The sequence below is a fragment of the Burkholderia sp. R-40 genome, assembly GCF_049942845.1.
Taxonomy (GTDB): Bacteria; Pseudomonadota; Gammaproteobacteria; order Burkholderiales; family Burkholderiaceae; genus Burkholderia; species Burkholderia ambifaria.
Genome location: NZ_CP187969.1, coordinates 662,055 through 675,835, shown reverse-complemented (window position 1 = coordinate 675,835; position 13,781 = coordinate 662,055). Strand labels below are relative to the sequence as shown.

General features: G+C 66.6%; 16 protein-coding genes and 3 pseudogenes. 4 read left to right on the top strand and 15 right to left on the bottom strand.

The window, feature by feature from the left end; all coding sequences use genetic code 11:
* Window positions 1–7: 7 nt before the first annotated feature.
* The 3 genes and pseudogenes from ACP26O_RS31820 to ACP26O_RS31810 form a co-directional block, all read right to left on the bottom strand.
* A pseudogene (locus tag ACP26O_RS31820) lies at window positions 8–332 on the bottom strand (acetoacetate decarboxylase); the annotation flags it as partial.
* A gap of 114 nt (window positions 333–446) precedes the next feature.
* Window positions 447–703 (bottom strand): annotated as a pseudogene (locus ACP26O_RS31815) (MFS transporter); the annotation flags it as partial.
* Between the two features lie 195 nt (window positions 704–898).
* Window positions 899–1,228 (bottom strand): H-NS family nucleoid-associated regulatory protein, encoded by a 330-nt coding sequence (locus tag ACP26O_RS31810; RefSeq protein WP_006750598.1) that lies wholly within the window; start codon window positions 1,226–1,228, stop codon window positions 899–901.
* Here ACP26O_RS31810 and ACP26O_RS31805 point away from each other — a divergent pair.
* Window positions 1,227–1,529: a hypothetical protein gene (locus tag ACP26O_RS31805; protein WP_146125631.1), complete on the top strand. Its 303-nt coding sequence runs from the start codon at window positions 1,227–1,229 to the stop codon at window positions 1,527–1,529. The genes ACP26O_RS31810 and ACP26O_RS31805 overlap by 2 nt on opposite strands.
* 66 nt (window positions 1,530–1,595) lie before the next feature.
* Here the strand turns inward: ACP26O_RS31805 and ACP26O_RS31800 are convergent, their stop codons facing one another.
* From ACP26O_RS31800 to ACP26O_RS31790, 3 genes are all read right to left on the bottom strand, one after another.
* Window positions 1,596–2,963 carry a reverse transcriptase family protein gene (locus ACP26O_RS31800; RefSeq protein ID WP_175666336.1) on the bottom strand — a complete coding sequence of 456 codons (1,368 nt, stop codon included), beginning with the start codon at window positions 2,961–2,963 and terminating at the stop codon, window positions 1,596–1,598.
* A gap of 440 nt (window positions 2,964–3,403) precedes the next feature.
* Complete coding sequence (locus ACP26O_RS31795) at window positions 3,404–4,348, bottom strand: dTDP-4-dehydrorhamnose reductase family protein (RefSeq protein WP_175666337.1); 945 nt, start codon at window positions 4,346–4,348, stop codon at window positions 3,404–3,406.
* 160 nt (window positions 4,349–4,508) lie between these two features.
* Window positions 4,509–4,922, bottom strand: a complete 414-nt coding sequence (locus tag ACP26O_RS31790) for a DoxX family protein (protein WP_175666338.1) — start codon at window positions 4,920–4,922, stop codon at window positions 4,509–4,511.
* A 300-nt stretch (window positions 4,923–5,222) separates the two neighbouring features.
* Here ACP26O_RS31790 and ACP26O_RS31785 point away from each other — a divergent pair.
* Window positions 5,223–5,694 (top strand): annotated as a pseudogene (locus tag ACP26O_RS31785) (error-prone DNA polymerase); the annotation flags it as partial.
* A 77-nt stretch (window positions 5,695–5,771) separates the two neighbouring features.
* Here the strand turns inward: ACP26O_RS31785 and ACP26O_RS31780 are convergent.
* The 6 genes from ACP26O_RS31780 to ACP26O_RS31755 form a co-directional block, all read right to left on the bottom strand.
* Window positions 5,772–6,047, bottom strand: coding sequence for a type II toxin-antitoxin system RelE/ParE family toxin (locus tag ACP26O_RS31780; protein ID WP_244099086.1), 276 nt, complete (start codon window positions 6,045–6,047; stop codon window positions 5,772–5,774).
* A 12-nt stretch (window positions 6,048–6,059) separates the two neighbouring features.
* On the bottom strand, window positions 6,060–6,305 hold the full coding sequence (locus ACP26O_RS31775; RefSeq protein ID WP_165754271.1) for a type II toxin-antitoxin system ParD family antitoxin: 246 nt from the start codon (window positions 6,303–6,305) through the stop codon (window positions 6,060–6,062).
* Window positions 6,306–6,617: 312 nt separating this feature from the next.
* The gene (locus tag ACP26O_RS31770) at window positions 6,618–7,100 is read right to left on the bottom strand and encodes a hypothetical protein (RefSeq protein WP_175666339.1); all 483 of its coding nucleotides are present in this window, start codon (window positions 7,098–7,100) and stop codon (window positions 6,618–6,620) included.
* Between the two features lie 268 nt (window positions 7,101–7,368).
* Window positions 7,369–7,827, bottom strand: coding sequence for an MEKHLA domain-containing protein (locus ACP26O_RS31765; protein WP_175666340.1), 459 nt, complete (start codon window positions 7,825–7,827; stop codon window positions 7,369–7,371).
* Window positions 7,828–8,086: 259 nt separating this feature from the next.
* The gene (locus ACP26O_RS31760) at window positions 8,087–9,112 is read right to left on the bottom strand and encodes a lysozyme inhibitor LprI family protein (RefSeq protein ID WP_175666341.1); all 1,026 of its coding nucleotides are present in this window, start codon (window positions 9,110–9,112) and stop codon (window positions 8,087–8,089) included.
* Window positions 9,113–9,314: 202 nt separating this feature from the next.
* Window positions 9,315–10,199 carry a LysR family transcriptional regulator gene (locus ACP26O_RS31755; protein ID WP_175666342.1) on the bottom strand — a complete coding sequence of 295 codons (885 nt, stop codon included), beginning with the start codon at window positions 10,197–10,199 and terminating at the stop codon, window positions 9,315–9,317.
* A gap of 127 nt (window positions 10,200–10,326) precedes the next feature.
* Here ACP26O_RS31755 and ACP26O_RS31750 point away from each other — a divergent pair, with 127 nt between their 5' ends.
* Complete coding sequence (locus tag ACP26O_RS31750) at window positions 10,327–11,052, top strand: pirin family protein (RefSeq protein WP_126224180.1); 726 nt, start codon at window positions 10,327–10,329, stop codon at window positions 11,050–11,052.
* Between the two features lie 66 nt (window positions 11,053–11,118).
* Complete coding sequence (gene wrbA, locus ACP26O_RS31745) at window positions 11,119–11,721, top strand: NAD(P)H:quinone oxidoreductase (protein ID WP_011660955.1); 603 nt, start codon at window positions 11,119–11,121, stop codon at window positions 11,719–11,721.
* Window positions 11,722–11,841: 120 nt separating this feature from the next.
* On the opposite strand, the gene ACP26O_RS31740 is transcribed toward wrbA, so the two are convergent.
* From ACP26O_RS31740 to ACP26O_RS31730, 3 genes are all read right to left on the bottom strand, one after another.
* Complete coding sequence (locus tag ACP26O_RS31740; RefSeq protein ID WP_011660954.1) at window positions 11,842–12,165, bottom strand: hypothetical protein; 324 nt, start codon at window positions 12,163–12,165, stop codon at window positions 11,842–11,844.
* Window positions 12,166–12,408: 243 nt separating this feature from the next.
* Window positions 12,409–13,143, bottom strand: a complete 735-nt coding sequence (locus tag ACP26O_RS31735) for an LrgB family protein (protein WP_175666343.1) — start codon at window positions 13,141–13,143, stop codon at window positions 12,409–12,411.
* Window positions 13,140–13,511, bottom strand: a complete 372-nt coding sequence (locus ACP26O_RS31730; protein WP_175666344.1) for a CidA/LrgA family protein — start codon at window positions 13,509–13,511, stop codon at window positions 13,140–13,142. Before ACP26O_RS31730 ends, ACP26O_RS31735 begins: the two co-directional genes overlap by 4 nt.
* Window positions 13,512–13,781 lie beyond the last annotated feature (270 nt).

The window sequence follows — 13,781 nt, the reverse complement described above, 5'->3', positions numbered from 1 at the left end:
GGGGTGGCTAACGGCAGCCGCGCTCATCGAACGCCTTCAATGGCGTCGGCAGGTTCAGCATGAGCTGCGCATCCTTGACCACGTCGAACCGCGCGACGGTGGACACGCCCAGCCCGTCGAGCCGCTGGCTCAGCGGGCCGCCATGCCGCACCAACTCGACGCCGCGCGGCAACACGCGCTGCGCGAACGATAGCGTATTGGTCTGCACCCAACTCTGGTGCCATACGCCGTCGACGAGATGGATCATGATATTCGTGCCCATGCGCGACTGGGAAGGCACGTCGGTCAGCGCGGGCGTCGGGGGCGTTCAGCGTCAGGTCCGGCCGACCGTCCGCTCGAGCGGATGCACATGCCTCTATCCGCTGCGTATGACCCGGCCGCGAGAATGATCGGGAATCCCAAGAGCCGGAGCGCGTAACGATGCCCGCGCACCCGGCCCCGCATCGTCATTCGCGTTCGACGCCCTTGAGCTCGGGGATCAGGAACAGCGTCGCGACCATGTCGAGCATGTAGAGGCCGGCGAGCAGCGCGATCGCCGTCTGGAACGAATAGCGCGCGGCCAGCGCGCCGACCGCCACCGGCCCGAATCCGCCGACCGCGCGTCCGATATTCCCAGCACGTTCTGCGCGGTCGCCCGCGCGGCGGTCGGATAGCCGTCGGACATCAGCGCCCCGTAGCCGCCGACCATCCCGTTGACGAACAATGCGCACGCAGAAAGCGCCGCGCGCGCCCGCTTCCGGGAACGGAACGGGCGGCGGCGGTAATGAATTTGAAAGGTATCGGAGCCGGCGATCCCGCCATCAGGCGGGACACCGAAGAACGGGATGAAGCGGGTGTGGCGCGGCCGGCGTCGCCGCCGGCGCGGGTCGAACGGCACCGCGGCGGTGCCGCTGCGGCATCAGCCCTGGTCGTCCCCGGGCCACCAGGTTCGGGCCTCGCGGTCGACGAGCAGCGTGTCGAGATCCTTGCCTTCGAGCCATTTGGGTCGCGGGCCGCGGCCGGACCATGAGCGGCCGGTCGTCGGATCGTAATACTTGGCAGGCGCCTTGCGTTTTCGCTGGACGATGTAGCCGAGGGCGCTCAGCACTTCCTGCTGCGTGATGCCCAACAACTCGACCTGCTCCTTGAATGCCGCGAGTGCGGCTTGCTTCTCCTTCTGCTTGGCATCCGACAACTTGATGTTCAGGTCCCGAAGTTGTGCTTCGAGTTCCTGCAGGGCCTGGGTCATGTATTCATCCTCTTTGGGTATGTTTTTATTCAAAAAACCTCCGATGGCCGAACCTATCACGAAGTTCCGCCAATCTGTGTTGCGATGTGTGAATTCGCCCGGACCTGCAAGGCTTTCGCAGTATGCTGCAGGCAATGCGATCGTCGAAAGCCGCATGGCATCGGCACGCAACACGGGGCGCGTCGCGCTCGAACGCGCGGCGCGCCGCCTTGGTGGCGACCTCCTCGCCACCGGCGCCGCCCCCTTGCACGGGCGCGGCAGCATGGCGCGAATGATAGCAGTGCCGATCCCTCGTGTTTGAGGACTTTTGCGGTCCGGCGCAGCCCGGGGCTTCGCCGGACCGCACGCGTCGACGCCGGCGCGGCGATTACGCGCCGAAGCCGCACCCGTCCCACGCGATCCGGGCGAACAGCGCATGCAGCTTCGCGCCGCGCGCGGCGTTCAGCGCGCGTGCATGGGCGACGCGTCCGGCCAGGTATGCGCGGAAATCCGGGTGCGCGGCACGATTCTGCGACGCCGGTCCGTGGCGGATGCAGTTGGTCAGGATGGCCTTCAGGACATCGAACTCGTCGCGCGCCAGATTCGGATGGCGATTGACGACCACGCCAGCCAGTTGCTGCCGCACGCCGCGCCGCATCACGCGCGTCTTGCGCAGCTGCAGCGCGAAGCCTTCCTCGAGCGCGATCGCGGCGACCCGCGCCTGCAGCCGCCCGGCCTCGCGGGCAAGGGCGCCGCCGCCCGAGAACGCGAGATCGTCCGCATAGCGCGTGTAGGTCGCGTCGAGCGAACGCGCGAGCCCGGCGAGCCGCATGTCGAGGCGGAACGCGCACAGGTTCGCCAACGCCGGCGAAGTCGGCGCGCCCTGCGGCAGGTGGCGGTTGCGGTAGCGCTGGCGGCCGGTCCAGTCAAATCGGTCACGCAGGTCGGGCGCGAGCAGCCGCGCCGACGGCACGCGGTTGGTGCACAGCGCGGTCAGCGTGCGCGCGACTTCCGCCGGATAGCCGAGCGTCACGAACAACGCATGCACCCGCGCCGCGCGCACCGACACGAAGAAATCCGCGAGATCGAAGCGCACGACGACGTCGCGATCCGCATGCGGGGCCGCGAACGACACGATCCCGCGTCCCTTGCGAAAGCCGTGCGCCGCGTCGTGCGGCGGGATGCGATCGAGCAGACCGTGCAGGATGCGGCGCTGCGCTTCGCGCAGCCGGCCCTTCGGGATCTCGATCAGGCGGCAGCCGCCGCGACGCTTGTCGTAGCCGGTGTACGTGTAGTGATGCAGCGGCGAGTCGCTCCCGCGCGCGTCGACGCGCCAGCGCTCGGACAGCCAGTCGAGCTCGGGCGCACTGACGCCGAGCCAGCGTGCCAGGTCGCCGCACGTCGGCCATTGCGGCACGTCGGCGCCGGCGAGCCGCGCCGGCAATGGGCGCTGCACCGGCAATGGGCGCTGCACCGGCGGCCGGCGCACGATGCGCATCACGACCGGCCGATCACGGCCGTACCACGCGATCATGAACGCCGACGTATCGGCCAGCGCGCTGGCGAGCAGATCGGTATCGACGTCGGCCCAGTGCGTGCCGAAGTGCGCGATCGCGTGATCCACGAGCTCGTGCGACCACGACGGTGCGGCGCCGAGCACGGTCGCGATGCGCTCGAGCATGCCGCCACGTTCGGGCGGGCCGGCCAGCATCGCTTCGGCAATCGTGCGGGCTGTATCGAACCGGGATGCGTGCATGGCAAGGAATGGGCGGGACGATGAGTCAACGTGACAGGTGCTGCGAGAGCAGTCGTTGCGCAACGCGCAACCTGCGCTCTTGCGACGCATCGGAGTGTCGGTCTCATCCACGGGGTAGCCCCGTGGTCCTGGAACATCGGCTGCCTGTTCCGGGGGTGTGCTTGACCCACCGCCCCGCGACGCGACTTTAATGGCCGCGCGCGCGGGGTGTCAAATGGCGGGTCGCGCGGCGCTCATGCCCGTCGCGCGAAAAACTCGCCGAACGGTGTCGGCGACACGCGGACGCCTGCCATGCCGCTCAACATCGTCGCGGAGGTCGCGTGCGCGATCGAGTCCGGTACGTCGGTACGAAGACGTGTCGGCATGGACCCGGTCTCGCTCTCTTGCTCTCGTGCGTTGTTCGAATGCGTCAGCGCATCGGCGAACCGGGCGTTTCGGACTTACGGCAGCGGCGGCGCGTCCCGCAACACGGCTTGCAGCCCGGTCGCGAACGGCGTCGCATGCGCGATCCCGAGTGCGCGCACGCGCGCCGCATCCAGATGGCAATCGTACGGACGCGGCGTCGCATCGGCCGGCGTGTCGATCCGCGCGAGCGCGGCGTCGATGCCGAGCGCGGCCGCGATCCGCTGCGCGATGTCGTACTTCGTCATCGGTTCCTCGGCCGACCAATGCCGGATGCCGGTGACGGTCGAACCCGCGAGATGGCGCAGCGTCAGGTCGCGGATGACCTCGGCGACGTCGGGCGTGTAGGTCGGATAGCGGATCGCCCACGCGTCCATGCCGACCGCGTCCGCGCCCGGTCGTGCGGACGCGACGATCGCCGGCACGAGGCTCGTGACGGCCGACTCGCGCCAGTCGACGATCGGGCCGTAGAGCAACGGCAGGCGCAGCACGCAGGCAAGCGGCGACGCGGCGAGCAACGCGGCCTCGCCTTCCAGCTTGGTGCGGCCGTAGATGTTCAACGGGTTCGGCGCGGCGTCTTCGCGGTACGGCGCGTCCTTGCCGTCGAATACGTAGTCGGTGGAAATGCCGAGCGTCCACGCGCCGTAGCGCGCGGCGAGCGCGCCGATGCGGGCCGGCGCGTCGACGTTGATCGCGCGTGCGGCCGCGGGGTCGCGTTCGCAGACGTCCGGGCGCCGCTCGGCGGCGCAGATGATCACGGCGGCCGGTCGCCGGGTGTCGAACAGGTGTTCGAGCGCCGGCTGATCGAGGACGTCGAGCCGCGCGACGTTGTCCGGCGGCAACGCGAGGCGGCGTGCGCCCGCGGTGTCCGGGTTCCGGATGGTGGCGACCTGCGTCAGCGACAAATCGCGGGACAGCGAAGCGGCAACCGCACGGCCGAGCAGGCCGGACGCGCCGATGAGAAGGATGGTCGGATGCGACACGGTAGCCAACGACGAAAGGGATCAGGGGCCTCAATCTATACGAGAACCGGCACCGATGTCGATTTCGGTCGCACGTCGACGACGTGCGCGTGATGAAACGAGGCCCGGTGCGCGATTGCGCGCACCGGGCCTGTCGTGCGGCACGAAGTCTCGCGCCCGCTTACTTCCGGTCGAACGAATACCGCCCCGGCCCGGTGACCGCGAGCAACAGCAGGCCGCCGATGATGCTGATGTTCTTGTAGAAGTTGATCATCGCGAGGTACTGGTCCATGCCCTGCAGTGCCCAGTAGCGATGCCCGATCAACGCGGTTGCGAGCGTATAGACCGCGAACACCAGCGCGAGGGGACGCGTGTAGAAGCCGACCGCGATCAGCGCGCCGCCGACCAGCTCGACCGCCACCGCGATCACCGCCGACAGCTCGGGCGACGGCGCCCCCGTCGACGCCATGTACGCGACCGTGCCCGAGAAGCCGTTCAGCTTCTGCCAGCCGAACAGCACGAACAGGGTCATCATCAGCACGCGACCCGCCAGCAGCAGCTCGTCCTTCTTCGAATCCAGCGAAACGTAACGCATAGCAATCACCTTGAATGAATGGTTTGACGCATTCGGTGCCGACGGCCGCCGCAACGGCGAACCCAAAGATCGACAACGAACCCGCCTCGCACGATCGAACCGCGGGCCGGTCGGCCCGTTGCCGAAGAACCCGTCCGGTCGCGCCGTCTTGGCACGCTGCGGATCGGTTCTGGCGAAGCACGGGTGCAGTCTACTGTCTCACCGAAAATCATCAATCCGTCGAAACAAGATTCGTTGTCCCCTTGCAGTGGACAATTGTCACGTAACAAACGTGGCGTATGCGGCCGAGGGAGCATCGCAAATCTACTGCGCGGCACCGAGCGAGACGACGCGGTGCCGGCGCTGTCGCAAGCATTCGGAGGGCAAGGAGATTGTCACCGACTGTCGCGCGATGGTCTTTACCCTCGACCGGCATCCGCTGGCGCGTTGCGCGATCGGCTGGCTCTCGATCGCCTACAGTCGGCCGAGCAGCTGCAGCCGTTGCGTAGCGGCCAGCTCGCGCGCTTGCGGACTGGTCGCGGTACGGCAGCGGCCGGGCACGGCGAACGGCGTGCTGTTGATGACGCTCGAGGACGAGACTGACCAGATGAACGTGATCCTCTGGCCCGGTCTGCTGGAGAAGTTTCGGAAGGAAGCGCTCGGCGCTGCGCTGCTCGCCGTCTATGGCGTATGGGAGGCCGAAAGTAAAGTGCGGCATCTGATTGCTAGCAAGCTCGTCGACCGGACCGAACTTCTCGGGGCGCTGCCGACGACTGCACGGGAGTTTTGCTGAAAAGACTCGCGGGGCGTCCCAGGTTTGAATATGAATAACCTGCGGCGTCATCGTATCGGGGACCGGCACGGCGTCCTCTACAGGTGCCGGTCCACGTCCATGCGTTGATGCAATACCCGAATCACGTCCAGGCTGTCGGCCGTTTCCCGATAGAACACCACGTGGGAACCGACCATATAGCGCCAATAGCCGTGGCCCGCACGACTCGGTCGCCCTCTCCACTCGCGCCGCGCGAGACGCTCGAACGCCGAGGCCAGCTCGCCCACATAGTGCTCGGCCTGCTCAAGCGACCAGCGTTCGAAGGTGTAGGTCCAGATGTCCTCGAGATCGGCCTCGCCAGCGGCGTCAGCCACACCAGACGCGCCTCAATCGGCATGCTTTTTCCGCATCCGCTCCAAGAACGCCTGGCTGTCAAAGGCAGTCGGCTCGCCCGAGGCCTCGCCGGCCTTCAAGGCCTCCTGTAGGGCCCGCAACTCGGTTTCCTGCGTTTCGAGCAGGCGCAGCCCCGCCCGCACCACGTCGCTGGCCGAGCCATAGCGACCGGACGCGACCTGCATGTCGACAAACTGCGTGAGGTGGTCTCCCAGCGAGATTGAAGTGTTCCGTGCCATCGTGCACCTCCTCATGGTGGCATCACCATATACCAAATTTTGGTATCGCCCACGGGTCACACGGCTTCGACGGATCCGCCATGAGGCGTTATCAGATGCAGCATTTCTGGCCCCTTAGTGCAAGCCGGCGTCGACCATGAAAAACCCGGCGGAAGCCGGGTTGTGAGATACGTAGGTGGTACGGGCCATTTCGCAGCACCGCTCAGCGAAGCTAGCACTACGGTGCTGGCCGCTAGCCGGTCGCCTCCGCGCGCCGCGATCTGCGTCACTCCGGCAGCGTGCGCGAGCGGCAGTCTGGCGGCCCGATCGCCCTCAGGCGGGCGGCCACGGCGAAAGCACGCTGTCCCAGTACTCGAACGTCAGTTTGCCGTCGACTTCGTCACCGACGTAATCCAACGTATAAGCGGTGGCCAGGCTCAGCACGCCTTGGTCGGTGCCGTTGTCGTCGACCACCCAGGTCCTGGCCTTATCCAGCGTAACAATCGATACCTGCGTGCCCTGGCCGAGCTCGGTCTTGGTAAATAAGAAGCGCGCGTGATTGAGGGTATTGTCATCCGGCGGCTCAACGGCCGAATATGGGATCAATTTCGTCGGATCGTCCAGGCTTTGCATGATCCAGTTGCCCTCCACATCGCTAAATACGCCCATCGTCGGATTCATGGTGAACATGCAGAACACATCCGGGGTGTCTTTGCACGCCACGTAACAATCTCGACCGTAGAAGCTAGTAACCAGCGATATCCACTTTTTGTTGTACACCGACCTGAACGCAATGCCCTGCAGAGACGATCCCATGCTTGCCACTCCTCGTAATGATCAGTGATCGGCAACACGCTCCGCCGCGGACGTGGGCTCTTTTCCAACGCGAGCGCGGAGAAGACTCGGCCCTCGATTGCCGAACGCTCAATATAGGTGATTCGGCGCGAATTCATATGACGAAAACCGCGTCTTCAGCTTGCTTGGTCACGTTAATGCGCAAGGCCGTGTCTCACGTGGTAATCCACGATGTCGATCAAAGCACCACACTGGCCCAGGTTCGGCACTCGCGTCGGCGTCGCGAAAACTACCCAATGGCGCGCACTTCCGGAATCATCGCTGCCTGACCGCAGTGATTCCCGGCGGAATCGGTAAGTTGCCACACCGTCGCGTGATCGATCCAGAAGCGTGTGCCGGACTTGGTGATGCGTATCCCGCGATATCCCGACACGAAACCGTCTCGCGCGACTTGCTCGAGAAACGACTGGCGTTCACTCCGCTCCATCGGCTCCGCCGAGAACCGTGAAGGCAGTGCGGTCAATTCATCCCAGTCATAGCCGAAAATGGCCTGCGCGCGCTTGTTGCCGTAGACGAACACGGGATCGACCGCTACACCATGCGCGAGAATCCCGAAAGGCGCTTCCTCGTACAGCCATGTCGCGGCTTCGGACGTGCCCATCCCGGCAGGAACGAGCGACTTGTGGAGCAGTCGCTGATAGCTGTCCGCAAGGACGCGGAAGAAGTGAACGTCGATGGGCGAGGACATTGCAGAAAGCTCCGGAGAAGGATTTCGAGCGCAATAGTATGACGATTTCGGACGCACCGTCATGGACGCACCGTCATATTGCCCCCACCATCCACCGTCGTCCGATCAGGATGCCCTCTGCGGCTGCCGGCGACATGTTTCGCGGGACAAATTCAATTGCCACTCGGGAAAACCGAATGGACCAGAAAGCCATAAAAAAAACAAAAACTCGATTTACCAACAGACAGCCGACACGCCTGTTGGCCGCCGTCCCGCCGAATCACATCACATCGACCGGAAGCGTCTTGTCGAGCTTGTCATGCCACGCGCGAATGGTCTTCGGCACCGTCTTTTTCCACGCCGGCACGTTCGAGTAGTAGCGCATCCGCACCTTGTCATGCGCATCGAACACGAGCAGCCCGATCCACAGGTCGGTACCCCGTTGCATCATGATCGCGGCGTTCGTCGTCGCGATGCCACGCACCCAGTACGACGTCACGTTGGCGTTCAGGCCGTCGAGATCCTTCTCGTCCGCGCTGACGTTGATCATGTCGACGAGCGTCTGATAGTCGGCGCCGAGCAGCTTGTGCGCGACCGCGTTCTGCCGCGCGTCGGTCAGCACCTTCAGGGTCACGAGATCCGCCCGCGGACGCGCCTGCGCCTCCGATGCCGTCACGTAGTCGCCCGCATACGTGACGCCGGAACCGGCGCCGCAATCGGCATCGCTGCCCTGCTGCGCGACCTGCATGCGTCCACCCTTTCGGCTGAAATCGAGTCGGCATTGATCCTGGCGAAACGTGCCGCGGTCGCCGTGCAGTTCGATATCGCCGCTGAGCCCGCCGGTATTCGCACCGTTGTTGCCGCTCAGTTCGAAGTGCAGGCGCGGCGCCGTGCCGGTGAACGTCAGCACGCCGCCGAACGACGGGGTGTCGCTGTCGCGATACCACGTCTGCTGCCACCGGTCGGCTGCAAGCGGCGCACCGTTCAGGCTCGCAAGCCGCTCGCGATAGCGATCGCCGACGCACAACACGCCAGCACCACAGCGGTCGCGTTGCTTCAGCCATTGCAACTGCGCGGCCTTCAGCGCGGCCGTATCGCCGCCTTTCGCGAGCGCCTTCTTCCACGCGGCGGCCAGCTGGCCGTCGAGCGACGACAGCGCGGGATCCGCGCAGATCGCCTTCTCGGTCGGCGAAGCGGCTTTCGTGCAGTCGAAGCCGGCCGCGTGCGCGGCCATCGGCGCTATCGTCAGTACTGCCAATATGATCGCGGATCGCAGGTCCGCGCGCCGCGCATGCCGGCCGTGCATTACGGTTTGCCCTCGCTCGCCGGCGCGAGCATTCGATCGGTTTTTCATTGTCATTGGACTCGTCGTGGATCGCAGCGAGTAGAAGCTACGTGCTCGATGCGATGTGAGGTAAAAACGCCCGGCCCGGCATGCACTGCGGACCGTCGGCCCCGTCGAAGCCTAACGCGAATGCGCGCCGCCGATCAATCGCGTCCCCTGCTCTCTACCTGCGCGCGCCCAACCGTTCCGCCAGAAATCCGATGAACGTGCGCAGCGTGACGAACCCTTCCCGATGCTGCGGAAACACCGCGTTCAGCGTGATCGGCGACGGCGCGTACGCGTCGAGCACCGGCACGAGCGCGCCGCTGTCGAGCGCCGCGCCGACGATGAAATGCGGCAGCAGCGCGATGCCGAGCCCCGCGATCGCCGCGTCGCGCACGACTTCGCCGTTGTTCGCGACGAGCGGCCCCTGCACGTCGAACGTGCGCGCCGCGCCGTCGATCCGGAATTCCCAGCCGACGCGCCGCTCGCGGCCGTACAGCAGGCACGTGTGCGCGGCGAGATCGGCCGGCGTGTCGGGCGTGCCCTGCCGCTTCAGGTAAGCGGGGCTCGCGCACGCGATCATCTTCCACGCACCGAGCGGGCGCGCGATCAGCGTCGAATCCTCGAGCGCGCCGATCCGCAGCACGAGGTCGAAGCCCTCGCCAATGAGATCGACGCGCCGGTCGGTCAGGTCGAGGTTCAGCCGCACGGCCGGATGCGCGGCCAGGAATTCGGCGATCAGCGGCGACACGTGCGTGATCCCGAACGACAGCGGCGCGCTGATCTTCAGCGAGCCATGCAGTTCGGTGCTGCGCACCGACATCGCCTGCTCGGCGTCGGCGACCTCGGCGAGGATGCGCTGCGCGCGCGCATAGAACTCCTGCCCCGATTCCGTGACCGCGAGATTGCGCGTGTTGCGATGCAGGAGGCGCACGCCGAGCGACGCCTCCAGCGCCATCGTGCGCCGGCTCACGAATTGCTTGGACAGCATCAGTTGATCGGCCGCCGCCGTGAAACTGCCCGCGTCGACGGTCGACACGAAGATCCTGAGGTCGTTGAGTTCCATATTGTCCACCCGAAAGTGACAGTCATTATCCCTACAACCATTTATTTGTCAAATCGATTGACCTAAGATTCATCTCAACGAACGGCCGGGCCCACTTTCGAGGTCCGGCGACTTCCAGGACAAAATCATGATCGAGACTCGTGCAGCAAACCAACGTGGCCACGCCGAACATGGCTGGCTCAGCTCCCGTCACACGTTTTCGTTCGCGAACTACTACGATCCGAAGCAAGTCGGCTTCTCCGACCTGCTGGTGATCAACGACGACCGCGTCGCACCGGGCCGCGGCTTCGGCACGCACCCGCACCGCGACATGGAAATCCTGTCGTACGTGCTCGACGGTGCGCTGGAGCACAAGGATTCGATGGGCACCGGGTCGGTGATCGTGCCGGGCGACGTTCAGTTGATGAGCGCGGGTACCGGCGTGCGTCACAGCGAGTTCAACCACTCGCACGAGACGCCCGTCCACTTCCTGCAGATCTGGGTCGGACCGTCCGAGAAGGGTGCCGAGCCGCGCTATCAGCAGACGAATGTCGCGGAGGCCGACAAGCGCGGCAGGCTCACGCCGATCGTGTCGCCCGACGGTAACGGCGGTTCGCTGAAGATCCGCCAGGACACGCGGATCTACGCAGGCCTGTTCGACGGCGACGAGCGCGCCACGCTCGAACTGGCACCGGGCCGCTTCGCCTACGTGCATGTCGCACGTGGCAGCGTGACGGTCAACGGCGTGACGCTCGGCGAAGGTGACGGCGCACGCATCCGCGACGAACAGACGCTGACGTTCGCCGACGGCAAGGATGCCGAGGTGCTGGTATTCGACCTGCGCCCGGTCGAAGTGACGGCCGAGTGGGCGTGACGCCCGTTCGGAAAACCAGGCCCCGCTGACCGCGGGGCCTTACCTTATCAATCGGAGATTCGCATCATGGCCAAGGTACTCGTTCTTTACTACTCGTCCTACGGGCACGTCGAAACGATGGCGCAGCACATCGCGGAAGGCGCGAAATCGGTGCCCGGCGTCGAGGTCACGCTCAAGCGCGTGCCGGAAACCATCCCCGCCGACCAGGCGAAGGCCATCGGCGTGAAGGTCGACCAGGCCGCGCCCGTCGCCACCGTGGACGAGCTCCCGAACTACGACGCGATCATCTTCGGCACGCCGACCCGCTTCGGCAACATGGCCGGCCAGATGCGCACGTTCCTCGACCAGACCGGCGGCCTGTGGATGAAGGGCGCGCTCGTCGGCAAGATCGGCAGCGTGTTCGCGTCGACCGGCACGCAGCACGGCGGCCAGGAAACGACCATCACGTCGTTCCACACGACGCTGCTGCACCAGGGGATGGTGATCGTGGGCGTGCCCTACGCATGCAGCGGGCTCGTCAACATGAGCGAGATCACGGGCGGCACGCCGTACGGCGCGACCACGCTCGCGGGCGCGGACGGCAGCCGTCAGCCGAGCGCGAACGAGCTCGACATCGCGCGCTACCAGGGCAAGCACGTCGCGGAACTGGCCGTGAAGCTCGCGTCGTAACGCGGGCGCCGCCGGCCCCGGCAGGCCCGGGACCGCGGCGTGTGTCGCCTGCGCGGCACGCACACGAACGAACGGCGCCGGTCGAACCGGCGCCGTTCGTCATTGCGCGAACGCCGGCCGTTACTGGCCCGATGCCGGCGCGGCAGGAGCGGGAGCGGGCGCCGGCGCCGCCTTCGTCGCGGGCGCCTTTTCCACCGCGTTCTGCGGATAGTTGCTCTGGTCGTTGGTCAGCCGGTAGCCGCTGCCCGTGCCGATCGCGTTCAGGTCCTTCGCATGGCGCGCGCGGGCGGCCTTGCGGGCGGCCTTCTTCTGCGCCTTGTCGAGCTGCTTCTGCGTCGGCGCGGACGCCGGATCCTGCGCGTATGCCGCCGGCGCCGCGGTCAACAGCAGACCGAACGACGCCGTTACTGCCACTGCCACCGAAACCACGCGAAACTTCGTCATCGCCGGTTCTCCTTGTCGATTGTTGGATGTGGGTCGAACGCCGGCACGCACGCGACGGGTGTCGGCGTGCGACGACGGCGCCGATGCAACGTTAGCCGATCGTCGCACGAATGTCCGTGCCGGTTCCTGAATTCTCCTGATAACGGCAGCGATACGTGCGCGGCAGGCGCCCGCCGGCCGGGGCGGCGCACGCGGCCATCAGGGAAACCGATAGCCTCGCGCGCGGCCGGCGCGCGCCGCCGCTCAGATCCAGCGCGACAACACCGGCAGCAGGATCGGCACGATGAACGCGGTCAGCACGCCGTTCAGCCCCATCCCGAGGCCGGCGAACGCGCCGGCCTCCTCGCTGACCTGGAACGCGCGCGCGGTGCCGATCCCGTGCGATGCGACGCCGAGCGCGAAACCGCGCACGGCCGGCTCCTCGATACGCAGCGCGTTCAGGATCGCGCGTGCGCACACGGCGCCGAAAATCCCGGTCGAGATCACCAGCACCGCAGTCAGCGATGGAATCCCGCCGATCGCCTGCGCGACGGCCATCGCGATCGGCGTGGTCGCGGATTTCGGCGCGAGCGACGCGATCGTCTGGTGCGACGCGCCGAACAGCGCGGCGATGCCCACCGCCGACACGATCGCGGTCAGCGAGCCCGCCAGCAGCCCGACGAGCAGCGGCACCGCGCTGCGCCGCAGCTTCGACCACTGGCGGTACAACGGCAGCGCCAGCGCGACGGTCGCCGGGCCGAGCAGGAAGTGGACGAACTGCGCGCCCTCGAAATACGTCGGATACGGCGTGTGCGTGATCGTCAGCAGCACGACGATCAGCGCGACCGCGATCAGCACCGGGTTCGCGAGCGGGTTGAAGCGCGCGCGTGCATAGACGGCCTGGGCAATCAGGTAGGCGATCAGCGTGATCGTCAGGCCGAGCAGCGGGGTCGCGGCGAGGTAGACCCAGATCGCGCCGAGTTTCGGGAAGGCTGTCACGGCGTGCCCTCCGCCGCGCCGTGCCCGCGCCGCTGGCGGCGCAGCAACGCGCGCGTGACGAGCGCCGTCACGGCGATCGCGAGCGACGTGCTCACCGCCAGCGCGACGACGACCGCGAGCGCATCGCCGCGCACGCGGTCGGCCGACACCATGATGCCGACGCCGGCCGGCACGAACAGCAGCGACAGATGGCGCAGCAGCTCGAGCGCGGTCGGCTCGATCGCGTCGGCCGCCCGCGGGCGCAGCATCACGAAGCCGAACAGCAGCAGCATGCCGATCACGGGGCCCGGCACCGGCAGGCCGAACAGATAGGACACGCCTTCCCCGAGACACTGGAAGGTCAGCAAGACCGCGAATGCCTGCAGCATGAACCGCTTCTCCCGAACGTGGCCGCGCTACTGCGGTACCGGGTAGCCGCGCGGCCGATGAACCGGCGGCGAGCGACGCCGGCGTGAACGATACGCGCGATCGTACCAACATTGAATGCCGCGCGGACGGCGGGACGTCATCGAGCCGGGGCGCAAGGGGGTCAGGATTCGTTGATCCCGTCGCCATGCGCCGAGCCGCGCATCACCGCCCGCGCAGACGCGACCGAACGCGAGATGCACCGCGCAGCCGATGCGTGCGGGACATGCGAC

What these genes read in the sequence shown, in the direction of transcription:
- ACP26O_RS31810 (WP_006750598.1), bottom strand. Translation starts at nt 1,228, where the DNA reads ATGACCCAGGCCCTGCAGGAACTCGAAGCACAACTTCGGGACCTGAAC.
- ACP26O_RS31800 (WP_175666336.1), bottom strand. Translation starts at nt 2,963, where the DNA reads ATGCACGCATCCCGGTTCGATACAGCCCGCACGATTGCCGAAGCGATG.
- ACP26O_RS31805 (WP_146125631.1), top strand. Translation starts at nt 1,227, where the DNA reads ATGTATTCATCCTCTTTGGGTATGTTTTTATTCAAAAAACCTCCGATG.
- ACP26O_RS31730 (WP_175666344.1), bottom strand. Translation starts at nt 13,511, where the DNA reads ATGCTGCAGGCATTCGCGGTCTTGCTGACCTTCCAGTGTCTCGGGGAA.
- wrbA (WP_011660955.1), top strand. Translation starts at nt 11,119, where the DNA reads ATGGCCAAGGTACTCGTTCTTTACTACTCGTCCTACGGGCACGTCGAA.
- ACP26O_RS31770 (WP_175666339.1), bottom strand. Translation starts at nt 7,100, where the DNA reads ATGGGATCGTCTCTGCAGGGCATTGCGTTCAGGTCGGTGTACAACAAA.
- ACP26O_RS31740 (WP_011660954.1), bottom strand. Translation starts at nt 12,165, where the DNA reads ATGACGAAGTTTCGCGTGGTTTCGGTGGCAGTGGCAGTAACGGCGTCG.
- ACP26O_RS31760 (WP_175666341.1), bottom strand. Translation starts at nt 9,112, where the DNA reads ATGCACGGCCGGCATGCGCGGCGCGCGGACCTGCGATCCGCGATCATA.
- ACP26O_RS31775 (WP_165754271.1), bottom strand. Translation starts at nt 6,305, where the DNA reads ATGGCACGGAACACTTCAATCTCGCTGGGAGACCACCTCACGCAGTTT.
- ACP26O_RS31750 (WP_126224180.1), top strand. Translation starts at nt 10,327, where the DNA reads ATGATCGAGACTCGTGCAGCAAACCAACGTGGCCACGCCGAACATGGC.
- ACP26O_RS31755 (WP_175666342.1), bottom strand. Translation starts at nt 10,199, where the DNA reads ATGGAACTCAACGACCTCAGGATCTTCGTGTCGACCGTCGACGCGGGC.
- ACP26O_RS31790 (WP_175666338.1), bottom strand. Translation starts at nt 4,922, where the DNA reads ATGCGTTACGTTTCGCTGGATTCGAAGAAGGACGAGCTGCTGCTGGCG.
- ACP26O_RS31765 (WP_175666340.1), bottom strand. Translation starts at nt 7,827, where the DNA reads ATGTCCTCGCCCATCGACGTTCACTTCTTCCGCGTCCTTGCGGACAGC.